This is a genomic window from Salipaludibacillus neizhouensis (assembly GCF_002886185.1).
GTDB classification, from domain to species: domain Bacteria; phylum Bacillota; class Bacilli; order Bacillales; family Salisediminibacteriaceae; genus Salipaludibacillus; species Salipaludibacillus neizhouensis.
Window position 1 is genome coordinate 1710257 of record NZ_KZ614146.1, and the last position, 22367, is coordinate 1732623.

Genomic DNA, 22367 nt, shown 5'->3' on the forward strand with positions numbered 1-22367 from the left:
ATATTATCGAATTAAGGAAGAAATCGTGTTTATTTAATAGGGGGGCATTACAATTGGATCAGAACCGAAAACTAAATGATCCAGTACTTTTTAACAATAGGGAAATAAGTTGGCTAGCTTTCAATCAACGAGTACTGGAAGAAGCCATGGATGAAAGAAATCTATTAATAGAAAGATTTAAATTTTTAGCTATTTTCAGTGCTAACTTAGATGAATTTTTTATGGTTCGCGTTGCAGGACTTACAGACCAAGTAAAAGTTGGTTTCAAAAAACCAGACAATAAATCGGGATTAACCCCAAAACAACAGCTATCATCCATTGGCCAAAAAACGAAAGAACTAGTTGAAAAACAGTATTATACTTATAACGAAAATCTTCTCCCTTATCTAAATGAGTTAGACATTGCCATCACCTCCGTTAATCAATTATCAGACTCTCAAAAAACTCAGATGGAAAAGTTTTTTGACGAAGAGATTTTTCCCGTCCTAACTCCCAGAGCCATCGATAATTATCGACCTTTTCCTCAGTTTCTGAATAAGAGCTTAAACCTGGCGATTATCATTGACGATCACGACGATTACGATTCTAATGAAGAACAATTCAAATTATTTAAAGGCAAAATGGCAATCGTACAAGTTCCGGGAGTGATCGATCGTTTAGTCGAAGTGCCTTCCTCTTCAACAAATAAGATATTTATACTACTAGAGGATCTCATTTCATTTTTTATTCATAAGTTGTTCAGTGGTTATAAGATCAAAAGTGTGACACCTTTTCGCATTACTAGAAACGCAGACTTAACAATTCATGAAGATGGGGCTGCCGACTTACTCAGCGTTATCGAGGAAGAATTAAAGAAACGTAAATGGGGAGCAGAAATTCGCTTAGAGATACAAGGACCTCATTATGATAAAAATCTTCTATTATATTTGCAGAAGAGATTAGAAATTCATAGAGGGGATACTTATATCGTAGATGGCCCTTTGGATTTAACCTATTTATTTTCGTTTTATAAATGGATCGAAAATCATTACGAATCTTTAGTGGATAAACCTATGACTCCCCTGTTAAATCCTGAATTAGCTGGAGGAAAAGATATATTCACCGTTGCATTGAACCAAGATATTCTTTTGCATCATCCTTATAATTCTTTTGAACCGGTTAACGATTTTGTCTCAAGAGCTGCGACAGATCCTAGTGTTTTAGCAATAAAACAGACACTATATCGTGTCAGTAGAGACTCCACCATCATAAAATCGTTAAAACAAGCAGCTATCAATGGCAAGCAAGTAACTGTCCTAGTTGAATTAAAAGCAAGATTTGATGAAGAAAACAACGTAAGTTGGGCGAAAGAACTAGAAAAAGAAGGCTGTCATGTTATTTACGGAATGACCCACTTAAAAACCCATAGCAAGATTACCATGGTTGTCAGAAAGAAAAAGGGACGTATAGAAAGATTTGTTCATCTAGGGACCGGAAATTACAATGGTGCTACAGCAAAGCTTTACACTGACATTGGATTAATTACTACAAATGAAAAGATTGGTGTGGATGCTACTAATTTCTTTAATTATATTAGTGGTTATTCAGAAAAACCAAAATATCACCATTTGTCAGTTGCACCATTTGATATTCGGGAAGAATTTATTAGATTAATAGATCAGGAAATGATGCATCACAAGCTGCATAAAAATGGTCATATGATTTTAAAGATGAATTCATTAACGGATGATGTGTTAATAAAAAAATTCTATGAGGCATCTATTTTAGGCGTGAAAATTGAACTGATTATTAGAGGAATTTGTTGCTTAAGACCCGGAATTGAGGGGATAAGTGAAAATATTAAGGTAAGAAGTATCGTTGGAAGGTTCCTTGAACATAGTAGAATTTTTTACTTTTTTCATAATGGAGAAGAAAGGCTTTATTGTTCTTCCGCGGATATGATGACTAGAAATATGGAAATGCGTATAGAAATCCTGTTTCCCGTCCTTGATAAAGTATTAAAACAAAAAGTAAAAGAATGGTTACTTTTATATTTGGCAGATAATGTGAAAGCTCGGGAGCAAGATGAAGAAGGTAATTATTATTATGTTAAGCCTGATGGCGATAGCTTGTTAATTAACAGCCAACTGGCAATCAAAGAAGCTATCGACAGGTCAGCTCCTAATACAAACATATCTAAATTAAATCCGGAACATTCTTTATTTATAAGATTTTTACTTAATCTAATGAAAAGTGCCAAGACTAAATAAACGTAATTACACCTTTAATTTGGGTATTAGTCTAACTATAAAGCAAACACTAGCATCTGAAAAATACCTTTCGGCAGCTAGTGTTTATTTGCGTTCTTGTTACGTTCGGTGAAGCTAGAAATAATCAAGTTTACAATTGGGACTAATTCAGTGTTATGTATAGAAAAATTATGATAGTTTTTAGAGACAGGAATAAATACATTTAACAACTCATCACTTCACCTACATGAAGTGAATTCTCAGGTTCATTTGTAAAAAGTATTTGACCGACTCAAATACATTTGTCATTTAAATCCTCATATCCAGTAACATACATAAATTCCCTAAAAAGCAATTAAAATACATTTTAAAAGAAGATTTAGAAAAAGCTTTATAAATCCACTAAAATTTTGTTTTAGGATTAGCCTTTTATCCATATAAATGTACAAAGATTCGAGGTGATTTTAATGCAATTAAATAATTCTGAGACAAAACAAATGTTAGAGGATATATTAGCAAGTATTGATGAAGCCATTCACGTAATTAATGTGAATGGTATGACTATTTTTTATAATCAAGTAGCTGCGTCAAATGATGGTGTGAAAATCAATGATGTACTTGGTAGACACTTACTTGATGTATTTCCATCTTTAAATAGACAATCTAGTACACTATTAAAAGTCATTGAAAACGATAAACCAATTTATCAACAATCACAAACCTATAAAAATAATAAAGGACAATTAATCGATACAGTCAATACGACGTTGCCCATTAGAGTTGGAAACAAAATTGTGGGGGCAGTGGAAATCGCCAAAGATTTAACAACCGTTAAAAGACTTTCTCAATCTTTGCTTGAGCTTCAAGGAAAAGTAAATAATCAAAAAGCAAAACCAGTTTCTATATCAGGAGCAAAATATAACTTCGATGATATTATCTCGGCTTGTCCAGAAATGGAACATGTGAAAAATCTAGCTAGACGGGCTGCTCATACCTCATCTCCAGTCATGATTTACGGAGAGACTGGAACAGGTAAAGAGTTACTGATTCAATCCATCCATAATTCATCTCCACGTCAAAAAAACCACTTTATTGCGCAGAACTGTGCCTCCTTACCAGCTTCATTGCTTGAAAGCACATTATTTGGAACCAAAAAAGGAAGTTTTACTGGTTCTGTAGATAGAGCTGGTTTGTTTGAACTTGCTCATAAAGGCACACTGTTTTTGGACGAAATTAATTCAATGTCTCTCGATTTTCAAATGAAATTGTTACGGGTCCTTGAAGATGGGGTAATCCGCAGAGTTGGTGGAACTGACTCTTATTTAGTGGATGTTAGAATGATTGTCGCAATGAATGAACACCCATTATCTTGTATTGAGAGACAACAATTGCGTACTGATTTATATTATCGTTTAAATGTAATTTTCATTGAAATTCCACCATTAAGAAAACGAAAAAAAGATATTACATCGTTAGTTGAGAATTTTATAAAAAAATATAATTATCTATTTAATAAATTAGTTCTTGGTGTAGAAAAGGATGTTCTTAGGAAACTAAAAAGCCATGAGTGGCCAGGAAATGTTCGTGAACTTGAACACACGATCGAATACGCAATGAATATGACCGATGGCGATACGATTACGATGGAACATATTCCAACTTATTTAAAAGAAATACCAGAAAAGCTAAATGAACAGGTAATTCTAGATTCTCTTAGAGTTACTTTAGAAAAAACAGAGATCGATATGATCAAAATGGCACTAAAAAAATCAAACAACATTCTCCAGGCGGCTAAACTTTTAGATATACCAAGACAAACACTTCAATATAAAATGAAAAAATATAAATTAAACTGAGGGGAGAATTTCGTTGAAAACACCTTCTGAAACAAAAATCCTAACAACTTCAAACTATACAGCAATGTTGACCTTAGATTTTTTTAATGAACGCCTTCGAGTCATTGATTTTCGTGGAAATGTCCTGAGCATTGTGAATGATATACAAGATCTATTTAATGAACATGCACTTTCAAAAATGATTTTTCATTGTAGGCCTGAACATTGGAAATTATTGCTTTCATTCGGTTTTGAACTTGAAGCAATTTTTCAAGGTTTTTTTAATGGAACAGATAATTATGCAATGGCCTTATATAAATCAGTTGAAAGGAGAACGAATAATAATTGGATTAAAGAAGATCAAATTTTAACTTCTATTTTGAATACAGGTCGGAATCAAATAGCAATCAAAGATATTCCTGAAATTTACCAATACCGAAAAGCAATTGTTAGGGATGCTGAATCACTCGCTATGCTTTATGAACAAGTTTTTCCAATTTACCCGACACCGATGAATGACCCAAATTACGTAAAAAAAGTTATGATTGAAGGTGCAATTTTTTATATAGTCGAATGTAACAAACAAATTGTTAGTGCTGCTTCAGCAGATGTTAACAAAACATATAATCATGCAGAATTAACGGATTGTGCTACTGCACCTGAACATCGAAAGTATGGATTAATGAAAAAGTTACTTATTATGCTTGAGGATGATCTAAAAAACGAACAAATCTTTTGTGTATTTTCGATTGCAAGATCCCTGTCTTTTGGCATGAATGCTGCTTTTTATCAACTTGGATATGAATACAGAGGTAGAATGGCAAATAATTGTTACATTTATCATGCGTTAGAAGATATGAATGTCTGGGTAAAGGATTTATCAAAATAGAGATGCCAACTTTTTAATTACTTTGCCAGAAATTCAGCACCACATGAAAGCAAAACTATATATTTTATTAAAAAATGCCAATAATTGAGCAGTTTTTTTGTTTTTAACCAACAGGAGAGTACATCCACAGTTTAAATTAAAATAAAAAAATCCTGTAATAATAGGGGCCACTTAAAAAGGTAATTCTTCTCCTTTTTAAGTGGCCTTTAAGCAAAGCAAAGGTGAAGCCATTGCTGCTTCCTTGAATCTGTTAAAGGAACTTTTTCAGTGTCATTGTAATAAAGTAGGTTATCTTGTTTGTATCATTACGTTTTGGCACAACAATTGCAAGTATATTGGTAAGCTGTTAACTAGGAGGAAACCTAATGAAAATGGATTTATATCAACCAAACCGTCACTGGAAAGAGATAGATATATGGAAGGATGTAACAGATGAACAATGGAATGACTGGATTTGGCAATTAACAAACACGATTAGAACTCTTAATGATCTAAAGAGAGTGATTAATCTAACTCTTGAAGAAGAAGAAGGAGTTAAAATATCTACTAAAACAATTCCGTTAAACATTACCCCATATTATGCAGCGCTTATGAATCCCGATGATCCACGATGTCCGATTAGAATGCAGTCAGTTCCTATTGATAGTGAAATTTATAAAACGAAATATGATTTAGAAGACCCCCTTGAAGAAGATGAAGATTCACCAGTTACAGGGTTAACTCATCGCTATCCTGATCGTGTTTTATTTCTTGTGACGAACCAATGTTCGATGTACTGTCGTTATTGTACACGTCGACGGTTTTCAGGGCAAATCGGTATGGGGGTCCCTAAGAAACAACTTGATGGTGCCATTGAATATATCAGACAGACACCACAAGTTCGAGATGTTCTTCTCTCAGGAGGGGATGGTCTACTAATAAATGATAGCATTCTTGAATATATACTCAAAAACCTTAGAGAAATTCCCCATGTTGAAATTATTCGAATTGGTACAAGAGCACCTGTCGTGTTCCCGCAACGTATTACAGAAAACCTTTGCAATATTTTAAAGAAGTATCATCCTGTTTGGTTAAATACACATTTCAACACATCCATTGAAATCACGGAAGAATCAAAAAAGGCCTGTGAGATGCTTGTTGATTCAGGTGTACCAGTAGGGAATCAGGCAGTAATTTTAGCAGGAATAAACGATAGCCTACCCATTATGAAAAAGCTTAATTACGACTTAGTAAAAATAAGAGTAAGACCTTATTATATTTATCAGTGTGACCTCTCTGAAGGAATTAGTCATTTTCGAGCACCAGTTTCTAAAGGTTTAGAGATTATTGAGGGATTGCGGGGCCATACATCTGGTTATAGTGTACCTTCATTTGTTGTCGATGCTCCAGGCGGGGGAGGCAAAATTACTTTACAGCCAAACTATTTAATTTCTCAAAGTTCAGAAAAAGTAGTTCTTCGAAATTTTGAAGGTGTGATCACTAGTTACCCTGAGCCAGAAAACTACGTTCCTGGTCGAGCAGATGACTATTTTAATGGTATATATGAAAATTTCCAAGAAAACCACACGATTACAGGAATTTCATCTTTATTACAAGATAAACAAAAAACAATTGTTCCTAATTCATTGGAACGATATGACCGTAGAAAAAACTATCAACAAATTGAAGGATATGAAACGTTAAAAGATAAACGGGAAAAACGTGATCAACTAAAAGAAAAGAAATATCAAGCGGAATTAAAAAAACAAGGTAACACTCCAAACTGTGAAGATTCGAAGGAGGTCTAAATATGAGATGCAACTGGTGTGAAAAGGACGAAGCTAAATCAATTGTTTGTACAGTTTATTGGGAACTTCCTGATGGATTAAGAGCTATCGAAATTTTAGACACACCTGCAATTCATTGTTTATCCTGCGGAATGGAATATCAAACAGAAGATATTATTGAAGAACTAGAAGATCACCTGATGTTAATCGATACAGAAAAAATAGGAAAAAGCATCACTTATGACCAGCTAATGAGTCTTCCAAAGCTGTTGAAAAGAAACTATTTTCGTTTTAACTGAATGTTTTACGACAGGAAAGAGGTACCGCGATGATGACACGTTCTTTATTAATTAAACCAAACATGGATGATTTCTACCCAAAAGCAGTTCGTGGCTCAGGTATTTACCTTTTTGACGATAGTGGCAAACAATATCTCGATGGTTCATCAGGAGCTGTAACAGCGAGTCTTGGCCACACAGTTCCAGAAATTATTGAGGCCATGCATGAACAATCAAAAAAACTATCTTTTGTCTATCGTTCGCAATTTACATCGGATCCAGCAGAGAAATTAGCAGAGAAATTAAATCAACTTGTTAATGCTGAAACTGATTATTGGTCATTTTTTGTTAACAGTGGTTCAGAAGCAACTGAAACCGCATTGAAAATCGCGATTCAGTATTGGCAAGAACGGGGGCAGGACAAAAAAAATAAAATTCTTTCTCGTTGGATTAGTTATCACGGGATAACAATTGGGGCGCTATCAATGTCAGGTCATGTAAAAAGGCGTGAACGATTTGTCCCGCTATTGGAAAATTATCCATCGATCTCGGCTCCCTATTGTTATCGTTGTCCATTTAATCTTGAGTACCCAGATTGTCAGCTTTTTTGTGCGAGCGAACTGGAAACAGCCATTCAGCGTGTTGGAGTCGATCATGTCGCAGCCTTTATTGCCGAACCAATGATTGGAGCAGCTGGGGGAGTGATTGTTCCACCGAAAGGATACTATGAACAAATCAAAGAAATTTGTGATAGATATGACATCCTTTTTATTGCTGATGAAGTGATGACAGGAATCGGACGGACTGGAAAAATGTTTGGACTTGATCATTGGAACGTGAAGGCAGACATTATCGCCCTAGGAAAAGGAATGAGTGCAGGATATAGCCCTATTGCTGCTGCACTTGCAAACGAAAAAGTGATGATGTCAATTGTTGACGGATCTAAATCAATCATGAGTGGTCATACGTATAGTGCGAACCCACAATCAGCAGCAGTTGCTTTAGCTGTAATTGACTATATTGAGAAAAATCAATTGGTGGATAGAGTTAAGGAATCTGGAACTGTTTTATTTCAAAAACTAGCAAACTTAAAAAATAACTATCCCATAATAGGTAATATCCGAGGAAAAGGACTCATGATAGGTATTGAGTTTGTTGCTGATTTGAAAAAAAAAATACCCTTTAACAAGGCAAAAACCTTAACAAAACTAATCGTTGAAACAGCGAGAAACAAAGGATTACTTCTCTATCCAGCCTCTGCAGGAAAGGATGGAATAGACGGTGATGCAATCATCATCTCACCACCATTTACTATAACAAAAGAAGAAATCGATTTGTTAGTCACTCTCTTTGAAGAGACGCTGCGTGATGTTCAAGCTCGATTGGAGGAAAACATATGAAAGCAAACTCATTAAATAAAGTTGCCACTTTAGAAGAAGCCATTTCACATATAGACAATGGTTGCACTTTACTTTTTGGAGGATTTGGTGGAATCGGTAGTCCTCCCACTTTAATTAATGGAATCATCGAAAAAGATGTAAAGGATTTAACTCTTATTGGCAATGATACCGGTTTTCCTGAGATCGGAATTGGAAAAATCGTTAGTCAAGGGAGAGCAAAAAAAGTAATCGTCTCTCATATTGGCTCCAATCCAGTTGCAGGTCGTCTGATGGTTGAGGGTAAAATGGAAGTTGAATTTTCCCCTCAAGGGACACTAGCAGAACGTATTCGTGCAGGAGGAGTAGGTCTTGGTGGAATTCTAACAGACGTAGGACTTGATAGTATGATTGAGGAAGGAAAACAAAAAGTGATTGTTAATGGAAAAGAATTTTTACTGGAAACGCCATTAACTGCAGGGATAGCTATTGTTTATGCTAACAAAGCAGATACGTATGGCAATCTTATTTATGAAACAAGTGCCCGTAATACGAATCCATTAGTAGCCATGGCGGGTACATTTACCATTGCAGAAGTAAATGAAATTGTATCAATAGGTGAACTAGATCCAGGGGAAATTGAAACTCCAGGAATTTACGTTGATATGGTCATTGAAAGCAACGGAGTTGATTGGAAATGGCCATGGGAATAGATAGCCGAAATCGAATGGCCAAACGAGCTGCAGCAGAAATTAAAGACAGCATGATCGTCAATTTAGGAATAGGTATCCCATCACTTGTTTCCAATCATTTGCCCCCAAGTATCGATGTGATGTTTCACGCTGAGAATGGCATTTTAGGAATGGGTAAATCTCCTGAAAAAGGAGAAGAAGACCCTAACTTATGTAATGCTGCTGGTTTTCCGGTAACGATTGTTCCGGGTGGATCTTTTTTTGACAGTGCTACTGCTTTTGGGATGATTCGATCGGGTTATCTCGATATATCCATTTTAGGTGGATTAGAGGTAAGTGAACAGGGGGATTTGGCCAATTGGATTGTTCCTGGAAAAAGAGTCCCCGGGATTGGCGGTGCAATGGAACTTGCCAAAAAAGCAAAAAAAGTAATTGTCTTAATGAACCATACAAACAAAAATGGAAAACCAAAAATACTAAAGGAATGCACGATGCCCCTCACTGCTAAACGTTGTGTTAACTTAATTATAACAGACATGGCAGTTATTGATGTGACAGAACGGGGGTTAGTATTAAAAGAGGTGATGGCTCCTTACACAATAAATGATGTTATTGAAAATACGGCATCCTCACTTCTTCTTTCTAATAATGTAACAACAATCACCTAATTAAAAATTGGGAGGATGAACGATGGGGGAAAGAACAAATATATTACAAAAGAACATTCATCAGTCAATCACAGCAAATCGAAAAGACGGAATCCACCTCCTTAAACGACTTGTTCAAATAGCTAGTACACAAGGAAAAGAAGCCGATGCACAACGAATTATATTGGAAACACTTTTTGATATGGGATTAGATGTTGATCTATGGGAGCCTAATGGAGAAGAATTACAAGCAAGTCCTTATTTTGCTTCTTCTAGATACGATTTTAGCGGAAGTCCAAATGTGGTAGGGGTTTTGAAAGGAACGGGTGGGGGGCGTTCAATCATATTAAATGGACATATAGACGTTGTACCGGCAGGAGACAGGAATCAATGGGAGGAAGATCCATTTAGTGGAATCGTAAAGAATGGAAAGATGTACGGTCGAGGGGTAACTGATATGAAGGGTGGAAATGTTTCTATGCTAGTAGCACTGAAAACACTTCAAACCTTAAATATTAGGCTAAAAGGGGATGTCATATTCGAAAGTGTGATTGAGGAGGAGAGTGGCGGATCTGGAACATTAGCAGCCATCCTTAGGGGATATCAAGCAGATGCAGCTCTCATTCCTGAACCAACCAACATGAAAATTTTTCCTAAGCAGCAAGGATCAATGTGGTTTCGAATTCATGTGAAGGGACGATCTGCACACGGTGGTACGCGATATGAAGGGGTTAGTGCAATCGATAAAAGTTTGATCGTTATTAAGCATATTAAAGAACTTGAGGATCAACGAAATAAACGAATTACTGATCCTTTATATGCGAAAATCCCCATTCCGATACCAATCAATATTGGAAAAATCGAAGGGGGAGAGTGGCCATCGTCCGTTCCTGACTTTGTCATCCTAGAAGGGAGAATGGGCGTTTCCCCCGATGAACAGATGGAAGATGCTCGGTTGGAGATAGAAACATGGATTGAAGGGTTAGGTGAAGTTGAACCGTGGTTTAATGTTCATCCTGCTAGTATTGAGTGGTATGGTGGCAGGTGGCTTCCAGGTTCAATTGACAGCGATCACGAATTGCTTAGTTTATTGTCCGAAAATTATCGTTTTGTTTTAAATGAGGAAGCTATAATTGAAGCCTCCCCATGGGGTACAGATGGAGGATTATTGACTCAGGTCGGGAATATACCATCGATTGTTTTTGGACCAGGCGTAACTGACCAAGCTCATTTTCCAAATGAATATATTGAGCTAGATCGCGTATTTGAAGCAGCTGAAATCATTGTTTTAACACTGATTGATTGGTGTGGAGTTGAATATTGATTACAAGGTTTGTTAACTAACAGCAAACAACCGCTATCATTTGATACGGTTGTTTGCCAAATTTGGGCTCAGCTCGGGTATCATCATAAACCTTGTGCACTACTCAATATTAATGACTACTATACACCCATCGCTGCATTGTTCGATCACATGGTTAGTCAGGGGTTTGTAAAGGTAAAGTATAGAAAAATGGTCGTCATGGAAAATGATGCAACAACACTAATTGACCGAATTACTAATTATAAGGTGAGTAACTACATAAATCGTAAAATCGACTTTATTAATCGAGTATTTATTTTAAAGAGATGCTTTCCTTCAAAAAAGGAATAGCACTTTTTTTTATTAATATTAGATTCAAATTATATTGAAAATCATAAAGTTTTTAGCTTCAAATCGTTATGAACCCAAACAAATAAATTTAAGATGCATACTTTTATTGTAAGTCTTCCAAACAATTTAGATTTATCAGGTGATGCAAATTTTGAATTGTTGACTTCTACAATAGAAAGTAGGTGTTTACTATGGCATTCGATAAAATATTTAAAAACATCCAGAAAAAATCAGGTGTAAAAATTACAGATATTATTAAATTAGCTAATTCTATTCAGGGAGCTAACTTTAAAGACGAAAAGACAGTAAGAGAAATAGTCCAAAAAGTTGCTGCCACTGCAAATAAATCTATAACTAAGGAAAAAGAAGATCAAATCGTCAAAATTATAACCGATGACCCAAACGCAATAAATATAAATAAAATCTCTAACATGATGGATAATAAGAAACAGTAAATTCTTATATCTAGTGTGATAACTGGGTTTATATTTCAATCGAAAAGAATTTCTTACCCTCGAAATTCTTTTTCGTTATTTTTTCCAATAGAATGAACGGGGACTTATTTGGGAAAAGTACAATTTATATAAGGAAAGAATGGAGGTTTAAAGTGGACAAGCACATTAATGAATTATCAACATGGTTAGAATCGCATACAGGTGAAACAGTATTTATTCAAAAAGGAGAATTATCTACAGGATTAAAGGAACTCTTTGATATTGATCGAGTCACATTTCAACTTGAACATTTTTCTATTGAGTCAAACGAGGACACCTTTGATGATTACATTTCAAGCAAGGAATTAGTACTTCACGGAAACGGCATTGTTCAAATAACCGAAACCGAAGAAAAACAATTACCTCAAAACATTTATGAGATCCCACTTAACGGGAAAATAGTAACCTCGAGTAATAAGAAAAACTTAAAAGTAGAAACAGAAAATGCTGTTTACGACATTCAGGTTCAGTAACTAATTTAGTAAGCAAATGCAATAGTACATATAGAAGCTTGAAGAGGAATTTATTCAAGCTTTTTCGTATGCTTATTATTACATTTCTTTAAAAATCTCAACCTTTTTAAGGTTTCTAAGTGCCCCTTGGTTGTAAGCGTTTCACATTTATTCTCTAAAATGCTTTAGATTTAAGTGCTTAGATTTCCTTGTCAATTCATCTGACATAGTAGGAGATTTTATCACGAACAATCGTTAAGATTAAAAGATATAATCATTAAATGAGCACTTATATACAAATATTATCAGTTTATGACCATGAACGGTATTAGAGGAATAAGCGATTAGATTCTTATCTGGAGGTTTCATAAATGAAAAAGCAAAAGCTAGTCTTAATAGGAAATGGTATGGCAGGCATGAATTGTATTGAGGAAATCCTCAAGAAAAATCCTAACATGTTCGATATTTCCGTGTTTGGCAGTGAACCGCATGATAATTATAATCGAATTCTATTATCAACTGTACTTCAAGGGAATACAAAGGTCGAGGACATCACATTAAAAAATAGCGCCTGGTATGATGAAAACGATATTGTACTTTATAAAGGTGAAACCGTACTGAAAGTGGATACTGATAATAAAACACTTATTACTGATAAAACTCGAGAAGTTCCTTACGATAAACTCATTTTTGCAACTGGTTCTGTCCCCTTTGTCTTACCCATTCCAGGATCGGACAAAGAGGGAGTTATTAGCTTTAGGACTATAGAGGATTGTCAGAAAATTATAAACGTTTCAAATACAGGCAAAAAAGCAGCCGTTATTGGTGGTGGACTTTTAGGTCTTGAAGCTGCAAGAGGATTACTTAATTTAGGTATGGAAGTAGATGTGGTACATATTGCTGGTAGTTTAATGGAGAGGCAATTAGACCCAACTGCTGCTAAAATGCTTCAACTTGAGTTAGAAAAACAAGGAATGAACTTCCTTTTAGAAAAAGCTACCGAAGAAATAATTGGAGATACGCATGTAGAAGGCTTACGATTTAAAGACGGCTCCGCTATAGAAGCTGATGCTGTAATTATGGCTGTAGGTGTTAAACCAAATATTCAAATGGCAAAAGATAGTGGCTTAGAAACGAAACGTGCCATTTTAGTTAATGACTATTTAGAAACAAGTGTGCCAGATATTTATGCAGTCGGCGAATGTGTAGAACACCGTGAAATGGTTTATGGACTTGTAAAACCTCTTTATGAACAAGGAAGAATACTTGCGGACAAAATTTGCGGGATAGAATCTGAAGGCTATCGAGGTTCTACCTTATCTACACAATTAAAAATTGCTGGAATTGATGTCTTTTCTGTAGGTCAATTTTACGCTGATGAAGATGCAAAAACGATTTCTCAATATGACGAATTAAGCGGAAATTATAAAAAAATAATTTTGAAGGAAGATAAAGTAATAGGTGCTGTGTTATTCGGGGATACTCAGCCTGGTAACAAACTGCTAGATATCATTAGCAAACAAAAAGTCATCACTGATGAAGAAAAAATGCTAATATTACACGCATCGGACCAGACGTCTCAGGTTGCATCAATGGAGCAAACTGAATTGATCTGTAATTGCAATGCTGTACCAAAAGGAACAATTATTGAGGCCTGTCAATCACAAGGTTTAACAACTGTTGAAGAAGTAAAACAATGCACAAAAGCTTCAAGTGCATGTGGTGGCTGTAAACCATTAGTGACAGACCTGCTGATGTACATCCAAAGTGAAGATTTTGATGAAGTGATTGTACAAGAACCAATGTGTTCTTGTACAACACTTACAGACGAAGAGATAGTTTCGCAGATGCAAGTTAGAAACCTAGCTTCCATTCATGATGTGATGAGGGAACTTGGCTGGTCTAAACAGGAAGGTTGTTCTACATGTGTTCCTGCTTTGCAATATTACCTTGGCATGATTTATCCAGAATATGAGTTAAATAAAGAATCGTTATTTATCAATCAACGGATGAATGCAACAAAGCAAAAAGACGGAACATTTTCACTTACACCACAAAGCTATGGCGGAGTTACAAATGCAGCAGAATTACGGAAAATTGCAAATGTCGTTGAGAAATACGAGATTCCCAATGTTGCGATAACTAGTGAACAAAGAGTTCATCTATTCGGTGTGAAAGAAGACAATCTTAAAGATATATGGCGTGATCTAGACTTACAATTAAGTAGTACTTTTGGAAATACGGTCCAAAATATCAAAACCTGTATTGGTGAAACCGTCTGTACTTGTGAAAAACATCATGCACTTCAATTAGCGGTTGAACTAGAAAAGAAAACGGATTATCTCGTAACTCCACATCGAATCAAAATGGGAGTTTCAGCTTGTATGCACAATGGAGCAGGTTCGACAACAAAAGATATCGGCGTGATCCAATTTGATCGAGGCTGGGAAATCTATGTTGGCGGAAGCAGTGGTCGAAATGCACTTCCTGGACAGTTGCTTTGTGTCGCGGATTCAGAAGAAGAAGTAATCGGTATTATTATTGGGTTTATCCAATATTACCGTGAGACGGCAAAATTTGCTGAACGAACTTGGGACTGGATTAGTCGAGTCAATCTATTGCATATAAGAGAAGTTTTATTTGATAAAGACTTGAGAGAGCAACTAATTGAAAGCTTGGACAACGATGCCTACCAAAACAGAAAAGCATTAGAAAAGTCTGTTCAGATATAATAACCTGTCCTATCGTGGCAAATACGCAAACAAAGGATGAGAGACATTGACTGAAAAGTTATTAAGATATTTCAGAACGAGACAAAAGGAAGCAGAAACAGAAAAATTGTACGACACACAATGTCCCTTTTGCAGTATGCAATGTAAAATGCAGCTAATTGAACAGTCAACGGTCACTAGGAAAAAGTACCAAACGGTAGGAAAAGATAATCCCACCTCGGAAGGACGTTTATGTATTAAAGGCTTAAATGCTCATCAACATGCTGTGCACACGGACCGTATTAAACATCCATTAAGAAAGATAAATGGTGAATTCCATCCAATTTCTTGGGACGAAGCATATGCTTTAATAAGCGAAAAATTTGCCGCCATTCAAACTAAACATGGGAAAAACGCATTATCCGTGTATGGTAGTGCAACCATTACTAATGAAGAAGCCTATTTACTTGGCAAATTTGCCCGAGTAGGATTAGAGACGAAATATATCGATTATAATGGTCGCTTGTGCATGTCTGCAGCAGCTTCTGCAGCTGCACAGACTTTTGGGGTTGATCGGGGTTTTACTAACACAATCAGTGAAATCCCTCACACAAGATGCATTGTTCTTGCTGGAACGAACATCGCAGAGTGCCAACCAACAATTATGCCTTATTTTGAGCGGGCAAAAGAAAATGGAGCATTTATTATAGCAATTGATCCACGCGAAACGTCAACTACAAAAATGGCTGACTTACATTTGAAAGTAAAGCCAGGAATGGATTCCGCATTAGCTAATGGACTTCTAAAAGTGATTGTAGATGAAAATTTGATAGATGAAAGCTTTATAGAAGAGCGTGTTAATGGGTTTGATGAAGTTAAAGAACACATAGCTACATTAGATTTAAATGAGATTGCCGAACAAACAGGAGTCCCAGTTGAGCAAATTATCAAAGCAGGCACTGTTTTTGGCAGAGAAGATTCCGGGATGATATTTACTGCTAGAGGAGTAGAACAACAGACGGATGGATCGATCTCTGTGCGAAACTTTTTAAATATTCTGCTTGCTACTGGGAAAATAGGCAAGAAAAATTCTGGATTTGGAGCTGTAACTGGACAAGGAAATGGACAAGGCGCAAGAGAGCATGGACAAAAAGCAGATCAATTACCTGGATATCGATCTATTGAAAATGAAGAACATCGAAAGTATATCGCGGATGTTTGGGGCATAAAAGAAAAAGACTTACCTCGAAAAGGAGTTTCTGCCTTTGAAACGATTCAAAAAATAGATGAAGGTGAAATTAAAGGAATGTTCTTGATGTGTTCGAATCCAGTAGTTTCTAATCCTAGCGCTGAATTTGTGAAAAAGGCACTAGAGAAACTCGATTTTTTCGTAGTCGTAGATATGTTCATTTCAGAAACTGCTAGATTAGCAGATTTAATATTGCCAACTACCTCCTATTTAGAAACACCTGGTACGATGACGAATGTAGAAGGTAGAGTTACTTTGCGAGAAGCAAGCTTTCCGGTTCAAGGGGAAGCCAAGCACGATTGGCAAATTATTTGTGAAGTAGCACAAGTTCTTGGAAAAGAGAAATATTTTTCGTTTTCTTCTCCAGAAGAAGTCTTTAATGAGCTCAGAATAGCAAGTAAAGGTGGAAAGGCAGATTATTCAGGGATAACATATGATCGAATAAGAGAAAAAGAGGGAATTTTATGGCCTTGTCCAGATGAAGATCATCCTGGAACGGAAAGATTGTTTGAGAAAGAGTTTGCCCATGATGATGGGAAAGCATCCATGGTTGTAGTGCCAAATACACCTGAAATACCTAAGGACACTCCGACGGTAGATTTCCCTCTATATTTAACAACTGGAAGAGTCATGGCTCATTATTTAACTGGTGTCCAAACAAGAAAAAGTTCAACGCTAGCCGCACACGATTTCGAATCATACATGGAAATTCATCCATCAACAGCGGAAAAGTATCACATACAAGATAACACCTTGGTGAAAATTGAATCAGAACGTGGAAGTATTGTTGTACGAAGTAAGTGGTCTGAAACGATCCGAAAAGATACTGTTTTTGTCCCTTTTCACTGGGCTGATTCACAAAATGTGAATCGTTTAGTTTCAAAAAAGCTAGACCCAACCTGTAAAATGCCAGGATTTAAAGTAAGTGCGGTAAAACTTAGTCCGGTAGCAAACTAAACTTCTTTTTACCCTACATTTTATTGAGACATAACACATGTAATTCTAGCTTTGTAGCTTAATTACATGTGTTTTTCTTGTCGTTTAGCCAGGAAATTATAGATTTTGGGGTTGTGGATAACTTTTAGAGTGAAGTTATTCTTTGGTTCACAGATAAGATAAAATCTGGCACTGGCTCCACTCGCTCAGCACAATGCATGTAATAAAAGACGCTACGCGTTTTTCTTATTATATTAAACCGATAGTGTAACGAGCCGACTTAAGGAGGTCAAAGTTTATTTAGCGACGAGTGATCGTAGTCCGAGAAGCGCCTACTGAGTAATGGTTTTTCAATCTCTCTCATTCTCGCTCATACTTCTGTTTTCTACTTACGCCGTTAGCACCTACACGCAACTAGCTGGTTTTACTACCTAACATAAAAATACACGAGAAATTATCAGAGAAATACAAAAAAAGTAATACTACACTCTTTTCAGTATTGTTATAATGTAAAAAAAGCTATTAACGGGAGCTATGAATATGGTGGAAAATGTAGAAAGTATTCAACCAATACTTGAAAAAACCTTTCAACATCTTCACACGAATCCCGAAATTAGTTGGGAAGAAGTGAATACAACCAAGTATATTAAATCTTTTATAGAATCCTATGGTTGTAAGGTCAAAACATTTGATAATTCAACTGGTCTAACTGCTGACATCGGACAACGGAAACCGATCGTAGCAATTCGGGCCGACATCGATGCTTTGTGGCAAGATGTAAATGGTAAATTCCAGGCGAGTCATTCCTGCGGCCACGACGCCCATATGACAATTGTGCTCGGCACATTCCTTGTTTTAGTAAAAGATCAAACTAATTTAAAGGGAACCGTCCGATTTATTTTTCAGCCGGCAGAAGAGAAAGGTACGGGGGCTCTGAAAATGGTGGAACATGGAGTTGTGGATGATGTGGATTACTTATATGGCATGCACTTACGCCCGTTTCAAGAGCTTGATAACGAAAAATTTGCTCCAGCGATATCTCATGGTGCCGCCCAGTTTATCTCAGGATTCATAGAGGGGGGATGATGCTCACGGAGCAAGACCTCATTTAAATTCGAACGCTATTCAAATTGGCGCAGAGATCGTACAAGCAATTAATAATATGAATTTTAATCCTATGATTTCTCATTCCATGAAGGTTACCTCCTTTCATGCAGGAGGATCAAGTACGAACATTATCCCAGGAAAAGCTACATTCACCATCGATATGAGAGCACAGAGTAACGAGCTAATGGAAGAAATGACGAAGCGCTTAGAAAATACTGCAAGCTTACTAAGCGAATACCATAATATCTCTATAAAATTAACACTAGATGCTGCTATGAAAGCAGCTGTCGTTAGCGATGAAGCTCGTAGTATTATCGAAGGGGCGATTCGCGAATCACTAGGAGAAAAAGCATTGAAACCGATGATTACAACGACAGGTGGCGATGATTTTCATTATTACACGATAAAGCGACCAGAGTTAAAAGCATCAATGCTTGCAATAGGCTGTAATCTTCAGCCAGGACTACACCACCCCAACATGAGATTTAACCTCGAGATGATTCCCGTCGCCGTAAAAATTCTTTTAAAAACGATTGAAAAAACGTTAACTAAAAACGGATAAACAACCATATTTTTAATATCTAGGAAATTAAATTTGGTATCGTTTGCAAGGAAGCGTAACCCTCATGTAGTATTAGAGTTAGAAATAGAAATAACTATTACTTTCGTTTTAAAAGGAGAATTTGATGGGAAAAGCAGAAGAAAAGATTAGTCCAGAACTAGTAGAATCACTTCAAGGGGAAAAATAGTATCTCTTGTAACAACTGACGCAGAAACAAACAAGCCTGATTTGAGTGTGATTTCCTGGTTAGTGGCACATAAAGATGGGAAGACGGTAAAATTTGCGCTAGGTCATAAAGCGAAAACGGCAACAAACATTCAGCAGAATCTGCAAGTTATCTTGGGTGTGACAGGTGCAGGAAGTTGCTTTTCCGTTAAAGGTAAAGCATCCGTCTCGGACGTATTCGATAAAACCATGAAGTTACGAGTGGTTACAGTTGAAATAGAGACTGTTGAGGACGTCATCTTCTATAGCGGGAAAATAACAAAAGAGACAGAATATGAAAAAACATATGATCCGAAACTTGCTGAAAAGCTTGATGCAGAAGTTTACAGTTTGTTAAACGAATAACTTAAAGGACGATTCTAAAGGCCTGACAATCAGGCTTGCAGGGATCGTCTTTTTTTATGAAGATTTTTTATATAAAGCAAACCTTCGAATTCCGTGTTCCACATAAATAAGTATTATGGATTTAAATAACAAAACCGTGATATTTGTACAACCTAAATTCGTGTCTAAAGAATATGATATTAAATATCGTATCTAGGAAGTAATTGAATGAGTAATGAACAGCTAATTATTCCTTGGGATTTAGATGGTTCTTTGGGAGATTTATATGTCCCATCGTTCATTGAAGATATGGCCATAGATGTAATAAAACACTATAATTTCAAAGTAACTCAAATGGAAGTAATAACTACCAAAGCAGATAAAGGAGGATTCATTTGGAAAATAGAAACTGATGAAGGACCCAAAAGTTTAAAGATCCTTCACAGAAGACGACGAGAAGCTTATTTAGCATTGGAGCACAAGAGTATTTAGTGGAAGTTAAAAAGGCAAGAGTACCTCCAATTGTTAAAACTAAAACGGGGGAAAATACTGTTGAAATGGGTGGAAAGATATGGTTTGTAGCCGAATGGATTGAGTCTTTATATCAAGTATCGGAAGATCTAGAAGGTGCAAAACTGCTAATCAATGCTATTGGTAAGTTCCATCAGCTATCAAAAGGTTACAATCCACCAATAAACGCTGAAAATGCTTCACGACTTTATCGTTGGCCTAAAACGTATAAAAAAATTGCTAAAAAGATGAATTGGTTTAGAGATTTGGCTAATGCTTATCATGAAATGCCTGCAAGTGAAATAATTTTATCAACTGTTGATGTTTTTGAGGAGCATGCTCGAAAAGCATTGACAATGCTTGAAGAATCTTCTTATAAAAAGCTAATCGCTAGAGGAAATAAAGAGTGGGGACTTGTCCATCAAGATTACGGATGGTCAAATGGGAACTGGCGGAATGTGGATTATTGATTTGGATGGGGTTGCTTATGATTTACCAATTAGAGACTTGCGTAAATTAATTATAGGTGCCATGGATGACCTTGGAAGATGGGATATGGATTGGATTGTTGGCATGATCGAAGCTTACCATGAAGCAAATCCAATTGAAGACGAGGTTTCTGACATCTTGGTTATTGATATGACCCTTCCTAATTTATACTACAAAAATGTAAAAGAAATGGTGTTTGACCCTCGTTTATTTTTGGATCATGAACTTAAATTAGATGTGGAAAGAATAGTAGAAATAGATAAAACAAAGTGGCCTATTATTGAACAACTTCGAAACGAATGGAAAGGAGGATATACAACATGAGAGTACTGATTATTTGTACTGAAAAACTGCCAGTCCCCCCAGTTAAGGGTGGGGCAATTCAAACGTATATAGCAGGCGCAGTCCCTTATTTGAATGAAAATCATGCCATAACGATTTTAGGCAGGGATGATCCTTCACTACCAGATGAAGAAATAATTGATGACGTTCAATACGTTAGAGTCCCAGGTAAACTACTAGAGACATATCGAGAGGGTATAGTTAATTTTGTGAAAGATAACACGTTTGACTTAATCCATATCTTTAATCGTCCTCGTCTGGTTTGTCCTGTGCGTGATGTTGCACCAAACTCTCGGATAATATTAAGCATGCACAATGATATGTTTAAAATTGAGAAAATAGATCCTGCAGAAGCGACGAAAGCCATTAGTCAATTAGATAAAATAATTACAATTAGTAATTATATCGGAGAAGCAATCGTCAAACTATTTCCAGAGGCAAAACCCAAATTACAGACTATTTATTCAGGGGTTGATTTGGATCGGTTCGTACCCATCTACTCTGATAAAGGAAGGAAATTAGGAGATTGGATTCGCAAAGAGTACGAACTCGAATCTAAAAAAATCATCTTATTTGCGGGTAGACTTTCCGCTAATAAGGGTGCCGACGTCCTTATACGTGCTGTCCACAAGTTAACTAAAAAACACTCGAATGTTGCACTCGTCTTAATGGGAAGCAAAGGGTATAGTGATAATCGCATGACAGATTACATCGCTTATATTAATGCTATGGCGAACCGCTTTTCTATACCTGTTATCACAACAGGATTTGTGCAACCAGATCAAATTCAAAACTGGTTTGCAGCAGCCGATATATTCGTTTGTCCATCGCAATGGGAAGAACCATTGGCCCGTGTTCACTATGAAGCGATGGCTGCAGGATTACCAATTGTGACGACAGCAAGAGGAGGAAATACTGAGGTTATAGAAGGAAATAAAAATGGATTAATTGTTGAAAATCCAGACAACCCTGAAGAATTTGTCACTCATTTATCCACATTGCTTACTAATCCTAAACTCTGTAAACAAATGGGTCAACACGGACGAAATTTTGTTGAAAGGAATCATAGCTGGGACCGAGTAGTGAGTGATATTGCAAATGTGTGGAAAGAGATTGATTATAACATTCAAAACAATACAACCATTGGAAGTGTTACATTACAAGGCAAGAAACAATTAATGGAGAACATTCAAGATACTGAGCAAAAAGAAGCAAATGCTGACCAAGAGATCCAAGGGGAAAAAAGAGATAAGAATATAAACACTCGGTTATCTGTAATAGAAGAACAACAGTCTCCAATTACCCAAAAAACACAATTACGAAAAAAGAAAAAGCTTCCTTATAGCCCATTCAATAGGTCACGTTCAAAAAACCTAGGTTTAGTTAGTATATTATTTTAAAAATTTACAATGAATAACAGGTATAAGACAACGTACATTCGTATATGTCTTATACTTTTTATCGGCTTATTTTATCATCTAAAGAGAAGTACTAGCGAATATTTCTATAAATAGATAGGTATTCTGGTATAAATTACTTTGCCAAGATAATTGTACAATCTAGATGCTCTTATCGAGAATATAGTAATAATTATAGAAACG

Annotated in this window: 18 protein-coding genes and 1 pseudogene; all 19 read left to right on the forward strand. The window is 36.1% G+C overall.

All coding sequences use genetic code 11. The features are described from left to right. Nucleotides 1-53: 53 nt before the first annotated feature. The 19 genes and pseudogenes from CEF18_RS08040 to CEF18_RS08125 all read left to right on the forward strand — a co-directional run bounded on the left by CEF18_RS08040 (nt 54) and on the right by CEF18_RS08125 (nt 22166). On the forward strand, nt 54-2249 hold the full coding sequence (locus CEF18_RS08040) for an RNA degradosome polyphosphate kinase (RefSeq protein ID WP_110935985.1): 2196 nt from the start codon (nt 54-56) through the stop codon (nt 2247-2249). Nucleotides 2250-2695: 446 nt separating this feature from the next. Then, a complete protein-coding gene (locus CEF18_RS08045) occupies nt 2696-4084 on the forward strand; it encodes a sigma-54 interaction domain-containing protein (protein ID WP_110935986.1) in 1389 nt (462 codons plus the stop codon). A 64-nt stretch (nt 4085-4148) separates the two neighbouring features. Beyond that, nucleotides 4149-4952 carry a putative beta-lysine N-acetyltransferase gene (ablB, locus tag CEF18_RS08050; protein WP_110937627.1) on the forward strand — a complete coding sequence of 268 codons (804 nt, stop codon included), beginning with the start codon at nt 4149-4151 and terminating at the stop codon, nt 4950-4952. Between the two features lie 365 nt (nt 4953-5317). Beyond that, a complete protein-coding gene (kamA, locus tag CEF18_RS08055) occupies nt 5318-6739 on the forward strand; it encodes a lysine 2,3-aminomutase (protein ID WP_110935987.1) in 1422 nt (473 codons plus the stop codon). Nucleotides 6740-6741: 2 nt separating this feature from the next. Next, nucleotides 6742-7017 carry a YokU family protein gene (locus tag CEF18_RS08060; protein ID WP_110935988.1) on the forward strand — a complete coding sequence of 92 codons (276 nt, stop codon included), beginning with the start codon at nt 6742-6744 and terminating at the stop codon, nt 7015-7017. 32 nt (nt 7018-7049) lie between these two features. Next, nucleotides 7050-8396: an aspartate aminotransferase family protein gene (locus CEF18_RS08065; RefSeq protein WP_110937628.1), complete on the forward strand. Its 1347-nt coding sequence runs from the start codon at nt 7050-7052 to the stop codon at nt 8394-8396. Next, complete coding sequence (locus CEF18_RS08070; RefSeq protein WP_110935989.1) at nt 8393-9085, forward strand: CoA transferase subunit A; 693 nt, start codon at nt 8393-8395, stop codon at nt 9083-9085. The genes CEF18_RS08065 and CEF18_RS08070 overlap by 4 nt, the downstream gene beginning before the upstream one ends. Then, nucleotides 9070-9732 carry a 3-oxoacid CoA-transferase subunit B gene (locus tag CEF18_RS08075; protein ID WP_110935990.1) on the forward strand — a complete coding sequence of 221 codons (663 nt, stop codon included), beginning with the start codon at nt 9070-9072 and terminating at the stop codon, nt 9730-9732. The genes CEF18_RS08070 and CEF18_RS08075 overlap by 16 nt, the downstream gene beginning before the upstream one ends. 22 nt (nt 9733-9754) lie before the next feature. Continuing rightward, entirely contained in the window at nt 9755-11035 is a 1281-nt protein-coding gene (locus tag CEF18_RS08080; RefSeq protein ID WP_110935991.1) for a peptidase, read from the forward strand. A gap of 9 nt (nt 11036-11044) precedes the next feature. Beyond that, nucleotides 11045-11365 carry an LOG family protein gene (locus tag CEF18_RS08085; protein WP_110935992.1) on the forward strand — a complete coding sequence of 107 codons (321 nt, stop codon included), beginning with the start codon at nt 11045-11047 and terminating at the stop codon, nt 11363-11365. A gap of 191 nt (nt 11366-11556) precedes the next feature. Further along, nucleotides 11557-11820, forward strand: a complete 264-nt coding sequence (locus CEF18_RS08090) for a stage VI sporulation protein F (RefSeq protein WP_110935993.1) — start codon at nt 11557-11559, stop codon at nt 11818-11820. Nucleotides 11821-11972: 152 nt separating this feature from the next. After that, nucleotides 11973-12332: a hypothetical protein gene (locus CEF18_RS08095; RefSeq protein ID WP_110935994.1), complete on the forward strand. Its 360-nt coding sequence runs from the start codon at nt 11973-11975 to the stop codon at nt 12330-12332. A 350-nt stretch (nt 12333-12682) separates the two neighbouring features. Further along, nucleotides 12683-15043, forward strand: a complete 2361-nt coding sequence (gene nirB / locus CEF18_RS08100) for a nitrite reductase large subunit NirB (RefSeq protein ID WP_110935995.1) — start codon at nt 12683-12685, stop codon at nt 15041-15043. A gap of 46 nt (nt 15044-15089) precedes the next feature. Further along, nucleotides 15090-17228, forward strand: a complete 2139-nt coding sequence (nasC, locus tag CEF18_RS08105; protein WP_110935996.1) for an assimilatory nitrate reductase catalytic subunit NasC — start codon at nt 15090-15092, stop codon at nt 17226-17228. A 519-nt stretch (nt 17229-17747) separates the two neighbouring features. Continuing rightward, the gene (locus CEF18_RS26990) at nt 17748-18293 is read left to right on the forward strand and encodes an amidohydrolase (protein WP_310793589.1); all 546 of its coding nucleotides are present in this window, start codon (nt 17748-17750) and stop codon (nt 18291-18293) included. A 43-nt stretch (nt 18294-18336) separates the two neighbouring features. Further along, entirely contained in the window at nt 18337-18876 is a 540-nt protein-coding gene (locus CEF18_RS26995; protein WP_310793590.1) for a M20/M25/M40 family metallo-hydrolase, read from the forward strand. Between the two features lie 234 nt (nt 18877-19110). Continuing rightward, complete coding sequence (locus CEF18_RS08115) at nt 19111-19446, forward strand: PNPOx family protein (protein ID WP_259457977.1); 336 nt, start codon at nt 19111-19113, stop codon at nt 19444-19446. 207 nt (nt 19447-19653) lie between these two features. Then, nucleotides 19654-20748 (forward strand): annotated as a pseudogene (locus CEF18_RS08120) (CotS family spore coat protein). Continuing rightward, the gene (locus tag CEF18_RS08125) at nt 20745-22166 is read left to right on the forward strand and encodes a glycosyltransferase family 4 protein (protein ID WP_110935997.1); all 1422 of its coding nucleotides are present in this window, start codon (nt 20745-20747) and stop codon (nt 22164-22166) included. The pseudogene CEF18_RS08120 and the gene CEF18_RS08125 overlap by 4 nt, the downstream one beginning before the upstream one ends. Nucleotides 22167-22367: the final 201 nt, after the last annotated feature.